We start from the raw sequence: 17,123 nt of genomic DNA, 5'->3' as shown, positions 1-17,123 counted from the left end.
TTCTTCTTGGCAATTGCGCGCGAGTGAGGGCTGCCGTGTATCGCTGGTGTACCGACGAAGTCGAACCTCAGGACCGCTTCGACTATTGGCGCGAGGTGCGCGCAAAAGGTCTGTTCGGAGTCACCGCTGAGCTCGAGCGCGAGCAGCGCACGGGGTTTTACGGGGAATTCTCGCTGAGCCAGGTCGGCCCCGGCGGCCTCGTCGAGCTGAAGGCCTCGTCCTATGCGGTCGAACGGAGCCCGTCCGACATCAACAACGCGCCGAGCGACAGCATCTGCGTCTACCAGCAGCTTGGCGGCGGCGGCTGGTTCGGCGGCATGCGCTCGAGCGATTTCGCCATTGCCAATGGCAGCTTTGCCACCAGCCACACCGACCTGCCCTACCGCACCCGGCCGCTGGGCGTTTCAGGCTTTCATCTGCGCATCCTGAAGATCCCCGTCAGCGGCCTTGCGACACAGGACAGGCGCATGCGCGAGCTTGCGCCCAAGACGTTCAACGATGCCACGCTGGCGCTCCTGCTCGATGCCTGTTTCGCTGATCTCGGCGAGGCGGCCGCGATTGAGGGCTCGGCCGACGCCGCACCGCTGGTGCAGGCGCTCGGGCATCTGGCACTGATCGAGCGCGGCATCGTCAGGCCGGGCAGCCGGCGCGGACAGGCGGCGCTCCGGACCGCCCGCCTGTCGCTGGCGCGGCGCCTGATCGCGCGCCATTTGCAGGACCCGGATCTGGCGCCTTCACGGGTGGCCGACCTGCTCGGCGTCTCGGTGCGCCATCTGCATATGCTGTTCGAGGTTGCAGAGCGCAGCTTCTGGCAGACCGTGACGGAGGAACGGCTGAAAAGAAGCCGCCAGCTGATGCGCGAAGCGCCGGACCGGCTGATCGCCGACATCGCCGCCGCCTGCGGTTTCGAGAGCCTGGCAACCTATTACCGCGTCTTCAACGCCGCCTATGGCATGGCGCCCGGTGATTTCCGCGCCCGCGCCACAGGAGGCCGTTAACCACCCCGTCGGCTGCCGCAGCCGAAAAGCCGAGCCGCGCCCGCTATTTGGGCAAAAACCTTAGGGTTTTTAGGACCTTCCCGCGTCTGCTCCATTGACTTTGGTCGATTCCGCCCTATGTTCCGAGGCGACGCGGCTCAGATCGAAGAGCGATTCCTGAGCCTGGCGCTTTGTTCGCGTGAGTCAGCACCCCCAGCTTCTTTGAGAGCGCGCCGTTTCGGGGTGGAACGCGACAGCCTTTTTACCCTCGATTCCGAACGGCGGTTTCGACCAGAGGCTCAATGTCCTTTTCCAATCTCGGACTGTCCGAAAAAGTCCTCGCCGCAGTGGCGGCCACCGGTTACACCACCCCCACCCCCATTCAGGAACAGGCGATTCCCCACGTCCTCGCACGCAAGGACGTGCTGGGAATCGCCCAGACCGGCACCGGCAAGACCGCAGCTTTCGTGCTGCCGATGCTCACCATCCTCGAAAAGGGCAGAGCCCGTGCCCGCATGCCGCGCACGCTGATCCTGGAGCCGACCCGCGAGCTCGCGGCGCAGGTGAAGGAAAACTTCGACCGCTACGGTGCCGGCCAGAAACTCAACGTCGCCCTGCTGATCGGCGGCGTCTCGTTCGGCGACCAGGATGCCAAGCTGACGCGCGGCGTCGACGTCCTGATCGCCACACCGGGCCGGCTGCTCGACCATACCGAGCGCGGCGGCCTGTTGCTCACCGGCGTCGAGCTGCTCGTGATCGACGAAGCCGACCGCATGCTGGACATGGGCTTCATTCCCGATATCGAGCGCATCTGCAAGCTGGTCCCCTTCACGCGGCAGACCCTGTTCTTCACCGCGACCATGCCGCCGGAAATCCGGCGCATCACCGAGGCCTTCCTGCACAATCCGCAGAAGGTCGAAGTCTCCAAGCCCGCGACCACCGCCGTCACCGTCACGCAGTCCCAGGTCCCGGCCGGGCGCGAGGCGCATGAGAAGCGCGAGCTGCTCCGTCGCCTCTTGCGCGAGGCCAAGGATCTCAAGAACGCGATCATCTTCTGCAATCGCAAGCGCGAGGTCGCGATCGTCCACAAATCGCTTCAGAAGCACGGCTTCAGCGTCGGCGCCCTGCATGGCGACATGGACCAGCCGGCCCGCATGGCCGCGCTCGACCAGTTCCGCAAGGGCGAGCTTCCCCTCCTCGTCGCCTCCGACGTCGCCGCCCGCGGCCTCGACATTCCCGAGGTCAGCCACGTCTTCAATTTCGACGTTCCCCACCACGCCGACGACTACGTTCACCGCATCGGCCGTACCGGACGCGCCGGCCGCACTGGCACCGCGATCTCGATCGTCACGCCGCTCGACCAGAAGTCGATGGTCGCGATCGAGAAGCTGATCGGCCAGAGCATTCCGCGCGCCGAAGGCGACTACGAGGTGCACGCTAACAGCGACGAAAGTGATCGCCCGCGCGAGGAGCGTGGACGCGAGCGTTCCCGCGGCGGACGCGGCAAGCCGCAGCGCGGCGGTCGCGATCGTGAGCGCAGCCACGAGCCGCGCGGCGAGGCCAGACATCAGGCGGAAGCACGGCCCGCCGGCGAGCGGCCGGCACGCGAGGCACGACCGCAGCGCGAAGCAAGGCCGTCGTCCGAGGGGCGCCATGGTTCGCGCCAACAGGCCAACAATTCCCACGTACCGTCGATCGGCCGCCCCGAGCCGCGGCGGCAGCGGGAAGCCGACACCGAGCCAGGCGATCACTCGCATCTCCCAGCGTTTCTGTTGCGTCCGGTCCGCTCTCCCGCCGGAGCCTGACCCCGCGATACACGCGTGAGTTGAGCGGTCGAACGTTTACCGACCGTTCATCATCGTCCGTTAGCCTACGAACATAATTTAAGCATTGCCGTGGTCGATGGGCGCACCGACCGCTGTGGGGTATGTTCCGTGGTCAAAATGCTCGACGAACACGAACGCACGATGGCGTTCGCCGAGGTTGCGCTCGGTCAGATCCGATCGCTGAAGCAAGCCGCAATTCCCCGCAATTACGAGATCTGGTACGTCTACGCGACCGGCTATAACGCGCCGCTCAACAAGATCATCAACGAGACGCTGGCCCGCAACGGCAAGCTGTCCGAAGCCGATCTCGAGCAGATCTACGACACCTACCTCTCCCACATCAAAACGACCGATCGTATCGACAAGGTCGGCGCGCGCGTCATCGGTGAGATCGACGACGTGGTAAAGGTGTTGGGCGATGCGCTCGGCATGACTGGCTCCTATGACGCCAGCCTGTCGGACGCGACGGCGCAGCTATCCTCGGCCAAGAGCCGCGAGGAGATCAAGACCATCGTCGAAAAGCTGCTGCACTCGACCAGCGAGATGCGCGATACCAACAAGGCGCTGGAAGACCGGTTGACGCTCTCGAAGAATGAGATCAGCAATCTCCAGCAGAGCCTGGAGGCAATCCGCGCCGAAAGCCTCACCGATCCGCTGACGGGCCTCGGCAACCGCAAATATTTCGACCGCATGATCGGCATGGCGGTGCAGAGCGCGCTTGCGAGCGGCGAGCCGCTGTCGCTGCTGCTGTTCGACATCGATCATTTCAAGTCGTTCAACGATTCCTACGGCCATCTCACCGGCGACCAGGTGCTCCGGCTGGTCGGCCTGTCGTTGAAGCAGACCATCAAGGGCCAGGACATCACCGCGCGCTATGGCGGCGAGGAATTCGCGGTGGTGCTGCCCAACACGGCGCTGCGCCAGGCTCTCACCGTCGCCGATCACATCCGCCGCGCCGTGATGGCGAAGGAATTGAAGAAGAAGTCCACGGGCGAAATTCTCGGCCGCGTGACCATTTCGGTCGGCGTCTCCCTGCTGAAGCAGGGCGACGACACCGACGCGCTGATCGAGCGCGCGGACGCCTGTCTCTACGCGGCCAAACGCAACGGCCGCAATCGCGTGATCTGCGAAGTCGATCCGGAGTTTGCGGTCGAGCAGCACGGCCGGGTGGCCTGATACGGGCTGCGAGGTCCGGCTCCGCTTGACATTCCAATCCGACGACCAACATCTTCCTCGCCGCATCAAAGTAAGTGATCGCGAGGACCCGTCGCTTGCCCAATCCCCGTGATTTTCACACGCCGCAACCGTCCTACACCAAGGACGAGCTTCTGAGATCGAGCGAAGGCGGTTATTTCGGCCCGGGCAATGCGCAATTGCCGGCCCCGCCGATGTTGATGATGGACCGCATCACCGAGATCAGCCTGGATGGGGGCGAATACGGCAAGGGCCATATCGTCGGCGAGCTCGATATTGTGCCTGAGCGCTGGTTCTTCGATTGCCACTATCGCGGTGACGCGATGATGCCGCCCACTCTCGGGCTCGACGCCATGTGGCAGATGATCGGCTATTGGCTCGGCTGGTCGGGTTCGCCGGGCAAGGGCCGCGCCATCGGCGTCGGCGAAGTCGAGGTGACGGGAGCCATCACGCCGCAGACGCGATCCGTGCGCTACGAAGTCACCATGCGCATGGTCCGCCGCGGCAAGCTGGTGCTCGGCATTGCGGATGGGCGCGTGATCACCGACGGCACCTGCGTGTTCGTGGCGAAGGACATGCGGGTAGGTTTGACGAGGGCTGTCGATTGAGCAAATGGTCTCGTAGGGTGGGCAAAGGCGCGTAAGTGCCGTGCCCACCATCTTTGAGTCGTGGGCACGCTGCGCTTTGCCCGCCCTACCGCACCGTCTTCTTGGCTACTTTTCTGGCCGATTTCTTCTTCGTCGCGATTTTCTTCGTCGGCTTGTTTGCCGCCTTCTTCGTCGCCCTCTTCCCCCTCGGCCGCTTCTTGACCTTGGCGCGCTGGGCGGCGGCGAGCGCCGCCCTCGCCCATTGCGCCAGCTCCTCGGAATCGTCGAACAGCCGTGCCGGCAGCTCCCAGTAGGAGTTCACCAGCACGGTCTTGGCGCGGGTCGAATACTGAAACGGCTTCGAGCCCTCGGCTTCAAAATCCGGGATGGTCACCTCGTCGGCGCGGAAGAACAGGCCGGCTCGCAAGGCGAGCGCGAAATTGATGCCGTCGGCGGAGATGCCGTAGCCGGAGAACATTTTTCGGATGGCGACAGGGCCGAAATCGGCGAACAGGTCGATCAGAAATTCGCGGTCCATGGTTGGCTTCCCGAGGCAAGCAAGCCAGCCTTCATACCACCGCCGTCATTGCGAGCGAAGCGAAGCAATCCAGACTGTCGCCGCAGAGACAGTCTGGATTGCTTCGTCGCAAGTGCTCCTCGCAATGACGAAAGAGGCTTACCCGTCGATCTTGGCCGGACGCAGCTCGACGGACTCGCCGCAGCCGCAGGCGGAGATCTGGTTAGGGTTGTTGAAGACGAACTGGGCCTGCATCTTGTCGGCCTTGTAGTCCATCTCGGTGCCGAGCAGGAACAGCACGGCCTTGGGATCGACCAGGATCTTGACGCCCTTGTCCTCGACGACCTCGTCGGTCGGGCGGATCTCGTGGGCGTATTCGACCGTGTAGGACTGGCCGGCGCAGCCCCCGTTCTTCACGCCAACGCGCAGACCCACGATCTCGGAATCGGCGCGCTGGGTCAGCTCGCTGATGCGCTGGGCAGCAGCGTCCGTCAGCCGCATCACCTGCGGGCGCGGGCGCCGGGGCTTTGGTGTCGAAGCTGGAGTTGCCTGGGTCATGTTGTTTATGTGGTCCGTTGCAGAACGAAATTCAATGCGCGTTGAGACCGTCACCACATGTTGAGCACGAGGCGGGCCTCGTCGCTCATGCGTTCCGGCGTCCAGGCCGGCTCCCAGACCACCTTGACGTTGACCACGCCGACGCCGGGCACGCTGGCGACCGCGTTCTCAACCATGGTCGGCAGCTCGCCTGCGGCCGGGCAGTTCGGCGTTGTCAGCGTCATCTGCACGTCGACGGAACGGTCATCCTTGATCTCGACCTTGTAGATCAGGCCGAGCTCATAGATGTCGGCGGGAATTTCCGGGTCGAACACGGTCTTGAGCCCGGCAATGATCTCGCGGGTCAGACGCTCGGTCTCCTCCGGCGGCAACGCCGAATGCGTCTCCATCGGACTAGCTTTGATTTCGGCCGTGTCACTCATGCGAACAAATCCCGCGCTTTGAGCAGCGCCTGTGCCAGATGATCGACTTCTTCCCGCGTATTATACATGCCGAACGAGGCCCGGCAGGTGGCCGTGACGTTGAACCGCTCTAAAAGCGGCATGACGCAATGGGTGCCGGCGCGCACCGCGATGCCCTGGCGGTCGATCACGGTGGCGACGTCATGGGCATGCGCGCCCTTGAGCTCGAAGGAGATCACCGGGCCCTTGCCCCTCGCCGTGCCGATCAGCCGCAGCGAGTTGATCTCGCGCAGGCGCTCCTGGGCGTAGGCCGTGAGGTCGGCCTCGTACGCGGCGATGCGCTCCTTGCCGATCGAATTGACGTAGTCGATCGCAGCGCCAAGGCCGACGGCCTCGATGATCGCCGGCGTTCCCGCCTCGAACTTGTGCGGGGGATCGCCATAGGTGACGATCTCGCGCGAGACCTCGCGGATCATCTCACCGCCGCCGTTGAAGGGACGCATCGCGACGAGATGGTCGTACTTGGCCCAGAGCACGCCGATGCCGGTGGGACCATAAACCTTGTGGCCGGTGAAGACGTAGAAGTCGCAGCCGATGTCCTGGACGTCGACCGGCAGATGCACCGCGCCCTGGCTGCCGTCGACCAGCACCGGAATGCCGCGGCCGTGCGCGATCTTCACGACGTCCTTGACCGGCACGATGGTGCCGAGCGCGTTCGACATCTGCGTGATCGCGACCAGCTTGGTCTTCGGGCCCAGCAGCTTCTCGAACTCGTCGATGAGGAAATTGCCCTCGTCGTCAACGGGCGCCCACTTGATCACCGCACCCTGGCGTTCCCTGAGGAAGTGCCAGGGAACGATGTTGGAGTGGTGCTCCATGATCGAGATGACGATCTCGTCGCCTTCTCCGATGTTCGGCCCGCCCCAGGACGATGCGACGAGATTGATCGCCTCTGTGGCATTGCGGGTGAAGATCACCTCTTCAGTGCGGGGCGCGTTGATGAACTGCGCAACCTTGGTGCGGCCGCCCTCATAGGCTTCCGTCGCCGCGTTGGCGAGGTAATGCAGCCCGCGATGCACGTTGGCATATTCGCTCGTATAGGCCTGCGTCATGCGGTCGAGCACGGCGCTCGGCTTCTGCGCGGACGCCGCGTTGTCGAGATAGACCAGCTTCTTGCCGTAGACCTGCATGGCGAGCGCCGGAAAATCCTGGCGCACGCGCGCCACGTCATAGGCGCCGTTCTTGACTGCGGGATGCGTCGTCATGACCGCCGCTCCAGCCAGCGCTCGGCAATGCCGATCACGTGCTCGCGCAAGACATCATCAGCGATCTGCTCGATCGCCTCGCCCACAAACGCCTGGATCAGCAGCGCCTGGGCCTGCTTCTCCGGCAGGCCGCGGGCCTTCAGGTAGAACAAGAGGCTGTCGTCCAGCGCGCCGGCGGTGGCGCCGTGGCCGCAGGAGACGTCGTCGGCAAAGATTTCCAGCTCGGGCTTGTTGTCGGCCTCGGCTTCGTCCGAGAGCAAGAGCGCCCGGGTCATCATCTTGCCGTCGGTCTTCTGCGCGTCGGGACGGACGATGATGCGGCCCTGGAACACCGAATGAGCGCGGTCGTCGATCACGGCGCGGAAGGTTTCCCGGCTGACGCAGTTCGGCACGGCATGGTCGACCACCAGCGTGGTGTCGCCGTGCTCGGTTTTCTGCAGCAGGTTGACGCCATTGGCCGAGAGCTCGCTGCCCTCGCCTGAGAGCGTGATGAAGCCCTGCAAGCGGCTGACCGCAGCGCCGGTCGTCATGTTGAAGAAGTTGAACTTCACGGCGGCGCCGACGGTGACGAAGTGCGAGGAGACGTTCACCGCATCAGGCGCGTCGTCCATCAGGCGGATATGCGCGACGTCGGCATCGTCACCGATCCAGAGGATCACCGCGTCGTTGACCTGGTAGCCGCTCGCCTTCCCGGCCGCGACGAAGGTCTCTACGAGAGTAGCACGCACGCCTTTGCCAATTCGCAGATGCGAGCGGGTGAACGCGGACGCGCCGGCCGCCGTCGCGATATGGATAAGTTGGATCGGCGCCGACAAATAAGTGCCGTCGGCCACCGAAACCACGACGCCGTCCGTCGCCAGGGCCGCATTGAGCGAGATGACCGCATCGGTCGAGGCGGTCCGGAGGAGATCGCCGGCGGCAGGGTTGGCCTCATTCGCGAGAACCTCACGCAGCGTCTTGACGCTGACCTCGGACGCAAGTGCCTTGACGTCCGACAGGTCGGCCGCGAACACGCCGTCGACCAGCACCAGCTTGCGGGCGCCCGCAATCGCATGCGCCTTCACCGCCTCCGCGGCGCGCTTCAGCGCGGCGGCATCGGGCGCGGCTGCGAGCGGCAGCACCTCGCCGACCAGTGCGCGCAAATCGGTGTATTTCCATTCCTCGATCCGGCGGTGCGGCAGGCCGAGACGCTCATAGGTCTCGAACGCCTCGCGGCGCAGTGCTGCCACACCAGGCGAACCCGGCAAGCGGCCTTCGGCGCTGGCGAAGAGATCGCTCACCGCGCGGCCGTTCCCGGTCTTTGCCACAGCAACGTTCATCGCAAAATTCCTTACGCGGCATCCTCGAACTGGGCGTAGCCGGATGCTTCGAGCTCCAGTGCCAGATCCTTGCCGCCGCTCTTCACGACACGGCCCCTCGACATCACGTGCACCACGTCGGGCACGATGTAGTTGAGCAGCCGCTGATAGTGGGTGATGACGACCATCGCGCGCTTCGGCGAACGCAGCGCGTTGACGCCGTCGGCCGCGATGCGCAGCGCGTCGATGTCGAGACCGGAATCCATCTCGTCGAGGATGCACAGGCTCGGCTCGAACAGCGCCATCTGCAGCACCTCGTTGCGCTTCTTCTCGCCGCCGGAGAAGCCGACATTGACGCCGCGCTTGAGCATGTCCTGCGGGATATTCAGCGACTTCGAGACTTCACGGACTTTCTTCAGGAAGTCCGGCGTCGAATACTCGCTCTCGCCGCGGGCCTTGCGCTGCGCGTTCAGCGCGGTGCGCAGGAAGGTCATGGTGGCGACGCCGGGAATCTCGACCGGATACTGGAACGCCAGGAACACGCCCTTGGCGGCGCGCTCGTCGGGTGACATCTCCAAGAGGTCCTCGCCCTTGAAAAGAATCTGGCCGTCGGTGACCTCGTAGCCGGGCTTGCCGGCGATGACGTGCGAGAGCGTCGATTTGCCGGAGCCGTTCGGCCCCATAATCGCGTGCACCTCGCCCTCGTTCACGGTCAGCGTCAGCCCATGGAGGATCTCGCGCTCCTCGACACGAACCTTGAGGTCTTTCACTTCAAGCAAAGCCATTTTGGTGTCCAGTTTATTCAATTCATGTTGGAGCGCGTGAGCGCACCGCTGGGGTCGGCAATCAGCCGACCGACCCTTCGAGCGAGATCGAGATCAGCTTCTGCGCTTCCACCGCGAACTCCATCGGCAGTTGCTGCAGCACGTCCTTGACGAAGCCGTTGACGACGAGGCCGACCGCCTCTTCCTGGCTGAGGCCGCGCTGGATGCAGTAGAACAGCACGTCCTCGGAGATCTTCGAGGTCGTCGCCTCGTGCTCGAACGTCGCCGAGGAGTTCTTGGCCTCGATGTACGGCACGGTGTGCGCGCCGCATTTGTCGCCGATCAGCAGCGAATCGCAGGCGGTGAAGTTGCGCGCGCCGGAGGCTTTCCGGTGCGCGGTGACGAGACCGCGATAGGTGTTCTGCGATTTGCCCGCGGCGATGCCCTTGGAGATGATCCGGCTCGACGTGTTCTTGCCGAGATGAATCATCTTGGTGCCGCTATCGACCTGCTGGAAGCCGTTCGAGATCGCGATCGAGTAGAATTCGCCGCGCGAATTATCGCCGCGCAGGATGCAGCTCGGATATTTCCAGGTGATCGCAGATCCCGTTTCGACCTGGGTCCAGGAGATCTTGGAATTGGCGCCGCGGCAGTCGCCACGCTTGGTGACGAAATTGTAGATGCCGCCCTTGCCTTCCGAATTGCCGGGGTACCAGTTCTGCACCGTCGAGTATTTGATCTCGGCGTCATCGAGCGCGACGAGCTCGACCACGGCGGCGTGCAGCTGGTTCTCGTCGCGCTGCGGCGCGGTGCAGCCTTCGAGATAGGAGACGTAGGAACCCTTGTCGGCGATGATCAGCGTGCGCTCGAACTGGCCGGTGTTGCGCTCGTTGATGCGGAAATAGGTCGACAGCTCCATCGGGCAGCGCACGCCCGGCGGCACGTAGACGAACGAGCCGTCGGAGAACACCGCCGAGTTCAGCGTCGCGTAGAAATTGTCCGAGGTCGGCACCACCGAGCCCAGATATTTCTGCACCAGTTCAGGATGCTCGCGGATCGCTTCCGAGATCGGCATGAAGATCACGCCGGCCTTCTTCAGCTCCGCCTTGAACGTGGTCGCAACCGAGACCGAATCGAACACCGCATCGACCGCGATCTTGCGCCTGGCCGGATCTTCCTCGCCCACCTTGGGCTCGACGCCTTCCAGCATGGCGACTTCCCGCAACGGGATGCCGAGCTTCTCGTAGGTCTTCAGAATCTCCGGGTCGATCTCGTCGAGCGAGGTCACCGTCTTCTTCGGCTTCGGCGCCGCGTAATAATAGAGGTCCTGGAAGTCGATCTTCGGGTAATCGACGCGGGCCCAGGTCGGCTCCTGCATGGTCAGCCAACGGCGATAGGCCTCCAGCCGCCACTGCAGCATCCAGGCGGGTTCATTCTTCTTCTGAGAGATGAACTTGACGATCTCTTCCGACAGTCCCTTGGGGGCCTTCTCGGACTCGATCAGGGTCTCAAACCCATAACGATACTGGTCGACGTCGATGCGCTTGACGCGCTCGACCGTCTCTTGAACGGCTGGCATTCCATCCTCCGCTCGTGGTTTCAAGGACCACGGTGGATCAAACTCGAACGACTATTACGATGTTTCTGTGCGGAAAGCACGGGCTTAGAACGGTTCAAGCCGTGTTTCGTCGCTTAGCCTCTAAGTAGGGTATTACCGAGCTTTCGCCAAGCCTCTAACGCCCTATTGATGTCCTCAGGTCCCGTGGACCAGCCCAGACTAAGGCGCACCGCTCCCTGGGCCACGGTGGCATCATACCCCATCGCCGAAAGTACATGGGACGGCTGGACCTTTCCCGAGGAACAGGCGGAACCCGAGGATACGGCAATGCCCTCGAGGTCAAAGCCGATGACGGCGGTCTCGGCCTTCAGCCCGGGCGCAGTGAACAAGACGGTATTGGGCAACCTCTTCACATCTTCGGCGAAGACCGTCGCTCCGGCAATTTCGTGAAGACCATTTCCCAAGCGATCTCTGAGGCTTGCCATCCGCTCCCCATCCTCAGGCAGAGCCTGAAGGACGGCTTTCACCGCCGCGCCGAAGCCCGCGATCCCCGCGACATTCTCGGTTCCAGCCCGCCGGCCGAGCTCCTGCCCGCCGCCGCGCAGGACCGGTTCCAATCCGGAAAGTCCTTCCGCCACGACCAGTGCACCCACGCCCTTGGGCCCGCCGATCTTGTGCGCAGAAAAGGCCGCAAGGTCGGCGCCTACCGCGTTAAGATTGAATGCAATTTTGCCCAACGCCTGGATCGCATCGACATGCAGAAGACCGCCGGCCTCGTGGACCAGCCCTGCCGCCTCGGCCACCGGCTGAAGCGCACCAGTCTCGTTGTTGGCCGCCATGATCGAGACGAGCGCTGGGGGGCCACCATTCAGCAATTCTCGGAGGTGATCGAGATCAACGACGCCGGATCGCGTGACCCTGATCTGGCCGACGCTCTCAGCCGGAAACCGGCCGCCCGCCAGCACTGAGGCATGCTCGACGGCAGAGATCAGAAGCCGCCGCACCGGCTCGCCCGATCGGCCGCGTAGGCCGGGCGACAGCGCCAGAGCATTGGCCTCGGTTCCAGCCGACGTAAAGATCACATTCCGCGGCAGCGCGCCCACCGCCGTCGCCAGCGCGGCTCGCGCCTCCTCGACCAGCCGCCGCGCTTCCCGCCCCTCGGCATGGACCGAGGACGGATTGCCGATCAGCTCATAGGCGGCCAGCATCGCTGCGCGCGCTTCGGTGCGCAGCGGTGTGGTCGCATTCCAGTCGAGATAGACACGGCTCGGCATGGCGCCCTCTTAGCACCTTTTGTCCGCTCGCCAATCGGGCCCTGCCGCACATCAGGCCGGCTGCTGTCGCGCGATCCCGGCGACGGAACGCGGCTCCATCCGCAGACCGAACAACGGACGCAGCCAGAAGATGCGCCGCGCGAACTCGTAGCTCGCCGCACAGGCGAGCGCCGTGCCTGCTATCACGATGGCGGCCTCGCTTGCCGCAGACAGCCGGCTGCCGCGCAGCGCGTGTGCGATCATGATGATCGCGGTTTGATGGACGATGTAATAGGGAAAAATCGCATCGGTCAGGTAGCGGCGCACCGGGCCATCAGCGGTCAAATGGCGGCGCGCAAAGCCGAGCACGGCGATCATCGCGATCCATTGGTAGCAGCCATAGGCCGAACCGGCGATCCACTGGAGCATCGGCGAGCGCGGGAACAAGCCGGCGTAAGCGAGAACAAAGACGGTGAAGCAAACGGCTGCTAGCGACAGCGCCACCCATCGTTGCCGCTCGATGTCGCGCCAGATGCCGCCCTCGCGTGCGAGCAGGAAGCCGATCAAGAACGCGGTCGCATGGTCGGCGTGGTTGTACCAGTCGCCGAACAGGGCATGCGTCGAGGGGAAAATCGGCGACAGGAACAGCCGCCAGGCCGCGAACAGCAGGCACGGCAGCACCAGCAACCATGGCCCGGCGAGCAGGGCCGCGAGCCTCTGGCCGATCCAATCGGCGGCCGCCGGCCACAGCGCCAGCACGCCAGCCAGGGACATGGTGTAGACCCAGAGATAGACCACGAACCAGAGGTGGTTCCAGGTCGGCTGCACGATGCACGGGTTCGGACAGAACTGCGCGCTGAACGCCAGATAGTGATGGAGGTAGTAGTCGGCGAACCCCTCGGGGTAACCGAAGCTCTCGGCGATCTGGAGATACGACTGCGGCGGCACGATCACGATCATGCCAAAGATCAGCGGGATCAAGAGCCGCACCGACCGGGCCCGGGCGAACGCCGCGAGCCTGACCTTGCTCAGCATAAAGCGGCTGGCGACCCCGGAGACGAGGAACAAGAGCGACAGCCGCCAGGGATTGAGGACCAGCATGGCCGGCTCGAGAAAGGTCAGCCGGTGCTCGCTCTTGATGTGAAATCCCCAGGACACGTAGAGCATGCCGACATGGTAGAAGATCAACAGCCCAAAGGCTAAAATCCGTACCCAGTCCAGATCGATGCGTCGTTCCGAACCTGATGCCTGCTGTGATGATGACATGGATCTCTGCTCCCTAGGCTCTCGATATCAGTGGGTTTGGGGCCATGGCTGACGGCCAAAATGCGCCGGAAGCGGAGCGCGTCGAGGCGGTTTGGGATCAGAACCGAACGCGAGGGGACGAAGCGTCGTCCTCAGGGACGAGCGGTTGGCGCGCCGGGATCAGCGGCGACTGGGCGACGTTCGCTGCGATCGCCGCCATCGCGCTCATCGTCGGAATCGTCAATGCGCTCTCCGGCGCACAGGACGCGGCTTGGCGCGGCGACAGCGCCGATATCGGCCGGCGCCTGTTCTGGGAGATGACGAGCATCGTCGTCATCTTGGCCCTGGTGCCGATTCTGATGCTGTCGGTCCGGCGCATGCGCCGGACAACGAGCATCGCGGCGCGGATCGGAATCGCGGCAGTCGCCTTGCTCGGCTTCTCGGCGCTCCACGTCGCCGGCATGGTGGGCTTGCGGAAGTTCCTGCTCTGGCTCGCGGGCGGCGCTTACGAGTTCCATTTTTCGCCGGCGTTCGTCCTCTACGAGTTCCGCAAGGATGCTGTGACAGCATTGCTGATTGGGGCAACGCTCTGGCTGTTCGAAAGCCGCCGCGAACTGCGCAAGGCCGCGCAGGAAGCCCAGTCCAATCCGGCCGCTTCGCTGGAGCAACCGTCGTCGAACCTGATCTGGCTGCGGGACGGTACCAGCCGGATTCGGGTCGCGCCGCGCGACATCCTGTGGGTCGCCTCCGCCGGCAATTACATCGAATACAGCCTTGCCAACGGCACCCAGCACCTGATCCGGGGGACCCTTGCCGCGACAGAAAGCGAGCTGGCCCGTTTCGCCATCGTGCGCGTTCACCGCACCCGGCTTGCCAATCTCGACCGCGTCAGCGGCGTGGACTTCAAGCCGTCAGGGGATTTCGAACTCACCTTCGACAACGGCAGGACGCTTGGCGGCAGCCGCCGCTACCGGCCCGCCGTCGCCTCGCTCGGAAGCCGTGCCGCGCCCGTGTGAATCGCCGCTCGGATCGGCCGGCAGCCGATAAAACGATCGTGATTCCAAATGCTTGCCGCCTCAATGCCAACCTCCGCAATCTGCCTGCTCGATCCCGACCATGCCGGACGTCGCATTGCCATGACCCGCTAAGGTCTTGAGCAGATTGGCAGATGTCGAAGATGCTTGCTTTTTGCCCCGCTGCCTATGTTAGAACGCGCTCCGTCAAGTCACCGCGCGCCATCTGCGCATCACCGCAAGGCGCACGGCCTTCTCGTCCTTCCATTCGCGCTTTCGTCGGCATCCGCCGATGAGGCCACAATCGGTTGATTGCCAAGGACCCGCTTTCCAGCAAGTCAATCCAGAGATCATCAATGCCCGAAGTCATTTTTGCCGGCCCCGCTGGCCGTCTCGAAGGCCGCTATCACCCGGCCAAGCAGAAGAACGCGCCGATCGCGATGATCCTGCATCCGCATCCGCAGTTTCACGGCACGATGAACCATCAGATCGTGTACCAGTGCTACTACGCCTTTGCGCATCGCGGCTTCTCGGTGCTCCGCTTCAACTTTCGCGGCGTCGGCCGCAGCCAGGGCTCGTTCGACCATGGCACCGGTGAATTGTCGGATGCGGCGGCAGCGCTCGACTGGGCGCAGACCATCAATCCTGAGGCGCGCGCCTGCTGGGTCGCGGGCTTCTCCTTCGGCGCCTGGATCGGCATGCAACTGCTGATGCGCCGTCCCGAGGTCGAGGGCTTCATCTCGATCGCGCCGCCGGCCAATCTCTACGACTTCTCGTTCCTCGCGCCCTGCCCCTCATCGGGGCTGATCGTTCATGGCGAGAAGGATGCGGTGGTGCCGCCGAAGGACGTCAACACGCTGGTCGAGAAACTGAAGACGCAGAAGGGCATCGTGATCGACCAGCAGGTCATTCCCGGTGCCAACCACTTCTTCGACGCCAAGCTCGAGCCGCTGATGGAAACCATCACGGCCTATCTCGACATGCGCCTCGCCAACGTGCGGTAAGACTCTTGTTGAGCATGATCTATTCGGAAAACCGCTTCACACTTTTCCGGATCATGCTCTGACATGACCGCGTTTGTAGCCCTGCTGCGCGCGGTCAATGTCGGAGGCACCGGCAAGCTGCCGATGACCGAGCTCAAGGCGATGTGCGAAGAGCTCGGCTTTGGCGCCGTGCGCACCTACATCGCCAGCGGCAACGTGGTCTTCACCAGCCGTAAATCGGAATCCGCCATCAAGGCCGCGCTGGAAAAGCGTCTGCACGCTTACGCCGGCGCGCCGGTCGGCGTGCTCGTGCGCAGCGCTGCCGAGATGGCAGACGTCCTGGCCAATAATCCCTTTCCAAAGATGGCGCCGAACCGCACAGTCGCGATCTTCCTCGACAAGGCGCCGCCCGCCGACACGCTCGCCGGCATTCGCAGTCAGAAGGACGAAGAGGTCAGGCTTGGCGGCCGCGAGATCTACGTGCATTACGGCGCCGGCATGGGGACGTCAAAACTCGTGATCCCCGCCGCCAAGGCCGGCACCGCGCGCAACATGAACACCGTCGCAACGCTAGCGAAGATGGCCGCGGAGCTCTAGGCCAGCTTCAGCGCGGCAATCCCCGTCAGGACCAGCACGATACCGACAAGCTTCATCGCGCTGAGCGCCTCGCCGAACAGCACCACGCCCATCAGGAACGTGCCGGCGGCGCCGATGCCGGTCCACACCGAATAGGCGACGCCGACCTCGAGCACCTTCAAGGCACGTCCGAGCAGAAAGACAAAAGCCGCAAGCAGCACGAGCGAAGCAAGGCTCCAGCCCACGCGCGTGTAGCCTTCCGCGTACTTCATCGAGATCGCCCAGCCGACATCGAGCGCGCCGGCGATCACCAGCATCAGCCAGGCCAGAGATTGCGACATGTGCTCAGGCCGCGAGCTTGAGCAGATGAGCATCGTGCCGAACGAGGAAGGCGCGCAGCAATTGCGGATAGTCCGCGCCGACGGCACCACCTACGCTTGGACGTTTTGCAAGCTCCGCTCGCCACGCCCGCACCTTCGGCACATCGTTGAAGATGCCGTGCTCGGTCAGTTCGTCGAACAGATCGAAATAGCGGAAGACCGGCGCGAACACCGCATCGACCAGACTAAACGCTTCGCCGGCAAAGAACGGTCCTGTGCCAAGGGCGGCCTCCACACGCGCGAATTTCGCGGCGAGTGCCTGGCGCTTGCTCTCGAATGTCGCGGGATCGGTCGTGGTCTCCAGCCCCCAGAGGTCGCCAAGGATCGCCGAGCCGAACTCCATCCAGGCGCGGTGCTCGGCGCGTTTCAGCGGATCGGCCGGATGCAGCTTCGCGCCGCCTTGCGTCTCCTCGATGTATTCGCAGATCACGTTGCTCTCGAACAGCGCGACCTCGCCCTTGTCCGTCGTCACCACCAGCACCGGCACCTTGCCGAGCGGCGATATCTTCAAGAACCATTCGGGCTTGTTGGCGAGATCGATGTCGATCCGCTCGAACGGCACGCCCTTCTCTTTCAACGCGATCACCGCGCGCTGCACGTAAGGACAAAGCTTGTGGCTGATCAGCTTGAGTGAGGCGGACATGGTGCGATCCCGACGATTCGATGCAACTGCATCCAATATAGATGCACTTGCATTTATCCGTCAAGATCGATGCTGTTGCATCAAT

17 protein-coding genes and 1 pseudogene are annotated in these 17,123 nt (G+C 63.9%); 7 read left to right on the top strand and 11 right to left on the bottom strand.

The features are described from left to right. The first annotated feature begins 35 nt into the window (after positions 1-35). The 4 genes from XH98_RS11805 (at position 36) to fabA (ending at position 4,605) form a co-directional block, all read left to right on the top strand. On the top strand, positions 36-998 hold the full coding sequence (locus tag XH98_RS11805; RefSeq protein WP_271618685.1) for a helix-turn-helix domain-containing protein: 963 nt from the start codon (positions 36-38) through the stop codon (positions 996-998). Positions 999-1,279: 281 nt separating this feature from the next. Continuing rightward, on the top strand, positions 1,280-2,782 hold the full coding sequence (locus XH98_RS11800; RefSeq protein WP_271618684.1) for a DEAD/DEAH box helicase: 1,503 nt from the start codon (positions 1,280-1,282) through the stop codon (positions 2,780-2,782). 129 nt (positions 2,783-2,911) lie between these two features. Beyond that, complete coding sequence (locus XH98_RS11795; protein WP_271618683.1) at positions 2,912-3,979, top strand: GGDEF domain-containing protein; 1,068 nt, start codon at positions 2,912-2,914, stop codon at positions 3,977-3,979. Between the two features lie 95 nt (positions 3,980-4,074). Beyond that, complete coding sequence (gene fabA / locus XH98_RS11790; RefSeq protein ID WP_271602862.1) at positions 4,075-4,605, top strand: bifunctional 3-hydroxydecanoyl-ACP dehydratase/trans-2-decenoyl-ACP isomerase; 531 nt, start codon at positions 4,075-4,077, stop codon at positions 4,603-4,605. A gap of 60 nt (positions 4,606-4,665) precedes the next feature. Here fabA and XH98_RS11785 read toward each other — a convergent pair. The 9 genes and pseudogenes from XH98_RS11785 to XH98_RS11745 all read right to left on the bottom strand — a co-directional run. Continuing rightward, positions 4,666-5,122, bottom strand: a pseudogene (locus XH98_RS11785) (TfoX/Sxy family protein); the annotation flags it as partial. Between the two features lie 138 nt (positions 5,123-5,260). Then, entirely contained in the window at positions 5,261-5,659 is a 399-nt protein-coding gene (locus tag XH98_RS11780) for a HesB/IscA family protein (RefSeq protein WP_083514086.1), read from the bottom strand. A 50-nt stretch (positions 5,660-5,709) separates the two neighbouring features. Continuing rightward, positions 5,710-6,081: an SUF system Fe-S cluster assembly protein gene (locus XH98_RS11775; protein ID WP_220005952.1), complete on the bottom strand. Its 372-nt coding sequence runs from the start codon at positions 6,079-6,081 to the stop codon at positions 5,710-5,712. Next, positions 6,078-7,325, bottom strand: coding sequence for a cysteine desulfurase (locus XH98_RS11770; RefSeq protein WP_271618682.1), 1,248 nt, complete (start codon positions 7,323-7,325; stop codon positions 6,078-6,080). The genes XH98_RS11775 and XH98_RS11770 overlap by 4 nt, the downstream gene beginning before the upstream one ends. Further along, positions 7,322-8,644 carry a Fe-S cluster assembly protein SufD gene (sufD, locus tag XH98_RS11765; protein WP_271618681.1) on the bottom strand — a complete coding sequence of 441 codons (1,323 nt, stop codon included), beginning with the start codon at positions 8,642-8,644 and terminating at the stop codon, positions 7,322-7,324. The genes XH98_RS11770 and sufD overlap by 4 nt, the downstream gene beginning before the upstream one ends. A gap of 11 nt (positions 8,645-8,655) precedes the next feature. After that, a complete protein-coding gene (gene sufC / locus XH98_RS11760) occupies positions 8,656-9,408 on the bottom strand; it encodes a Fe-S cluster assembly ATPase SufC (RefSeq protein ID WP_128952026.1) in 753 nt (250 codons plus the stop codon). 61 nt (positions 9,409-9,469) lie between these two features. Further along, positions 9,470-10,966 (bottom strand): Fe-S cluster assembly protein SufB, encoded by a 1,497-nt coding sequence (gene sufB, locus XH98_RS11755; RefSeq protein ID WP_271602866.1) that lies wholly within the window; start codon positions 10,964-10,966, stop codon positions 9,470-9,472. A gap of 113 nt (positions 10,967-11,079) precedes the next feature. Then, entirely contained in the window at positions 11,080-12,219 is a 1,140-nt protein-coding gene (locus XH98_RS11750) for a cysteine desulfurase family protein (protein ID WP_271618680.1), read from the bottom strand. A 51-nt stretch (positions 12,220-12,270) separates the two neighbouring features. Further along, the gene (locus XH98_RS11745) at positions 12,271-13,464 is read right to left on the bottom strand and encodes an acyltransferase family protein (RefSeq protein WP_271618679.1); all 1,194 of its coding nucleotides are present in this window, start codon (positions 13,462-13,464) and stop codon (positions 12,271-12,273) included. A 44-nt stretch (positions 13,465-13,508) separates the two neighbouring features. Here XH98_RS11745 and XH98_RS11740 point away from each other — a divergent pair, with 44 nt between their 5' ends. The 3 genes from XH98_RS11740 to XH98_RS11730 all read left to right on the top strand — a co-directional run bounded on the left by XH98_RS11740 (position 13,509) and on the right by XH98_RS11730 (position 16,036). Then, entirely contained in the window at positions 13,509-14,459 is a 951-nt protein-coding gene (locus XH98_RS11740) for a LytTR family DNA-binding domain-containing protein (RefSeq protein ID WP_271618678.1), read from the top strand. A gap of 353 nt (positions 14,460-14,812) precedes the next feature. Beyond that, positions 14,813-15,460 carry an alpha/beta hydrolase gene (locus tag XH98_RS11735; protein WP_008143006.1) on the top strand — a complete coding sequence of 216 codons (648 nt, stop codon included), beginning with the start codon at positions 14,813-14,815 and terminating at the stop codon, positions 15,458-15,460. Between the two features lie 63 nt (positions 15,461-15,523). Next, entirely contained in the window at positions 15,524-16,036 is a 513-nt protein-coding gene (locus XH98_RS11730) for a DUF1697 domain-containing protein (RefSeq protein ID WP_271602870.1), read from the top strand. On the opposite strand, the gene XH98_RS11725 is transcribed toward XH98_RS11730, so the two are convergent. Then, positions 16,033-16,356 carry a DMT family transporter gene (locus tag XH98_RS11725; RefSeq protein ID WP_271618677.1) on the bottom strand — a complete coding sequence of 108 codons (324 nt, stop codon included), beginning with the start codon at positions 16,354-16,356 and terminating at the stop codon, positions 16,033-16,035. The genes XH98_RS11730 and XH98_RS11725 overlap by 4 nt on opposite strands. Positions 16,357-16,360: 4 nt before the next feature. Further along, entirely contained in the window at positions 16,361-17,038 is a 678-nt protein-coding gene (locus tag XH98_RS11720; protein ID WP_271618676.1) for a glutathione S-transferase family protein, read from the bottom strand. Positions 17,039-17,123 lie beyond the last annotated feature (85 nt).

This window comes from Bradyrhizobium sp. CCBAU 51745 (genome assembly GCF_028128715.1).
Taxonomy (GTDB): domain Bacteria; phylum Pseudomonadota; class Alphaproteobacteria; order Rhizobiales; family Xanthobacteraceae; genus Bradyrhizobium; species Bradyrhizobium manausense.
Note: the sequence above shows the minus strand (reverse complement) of the source record. Positions and strands in the feature narration are given on the sequence as shown.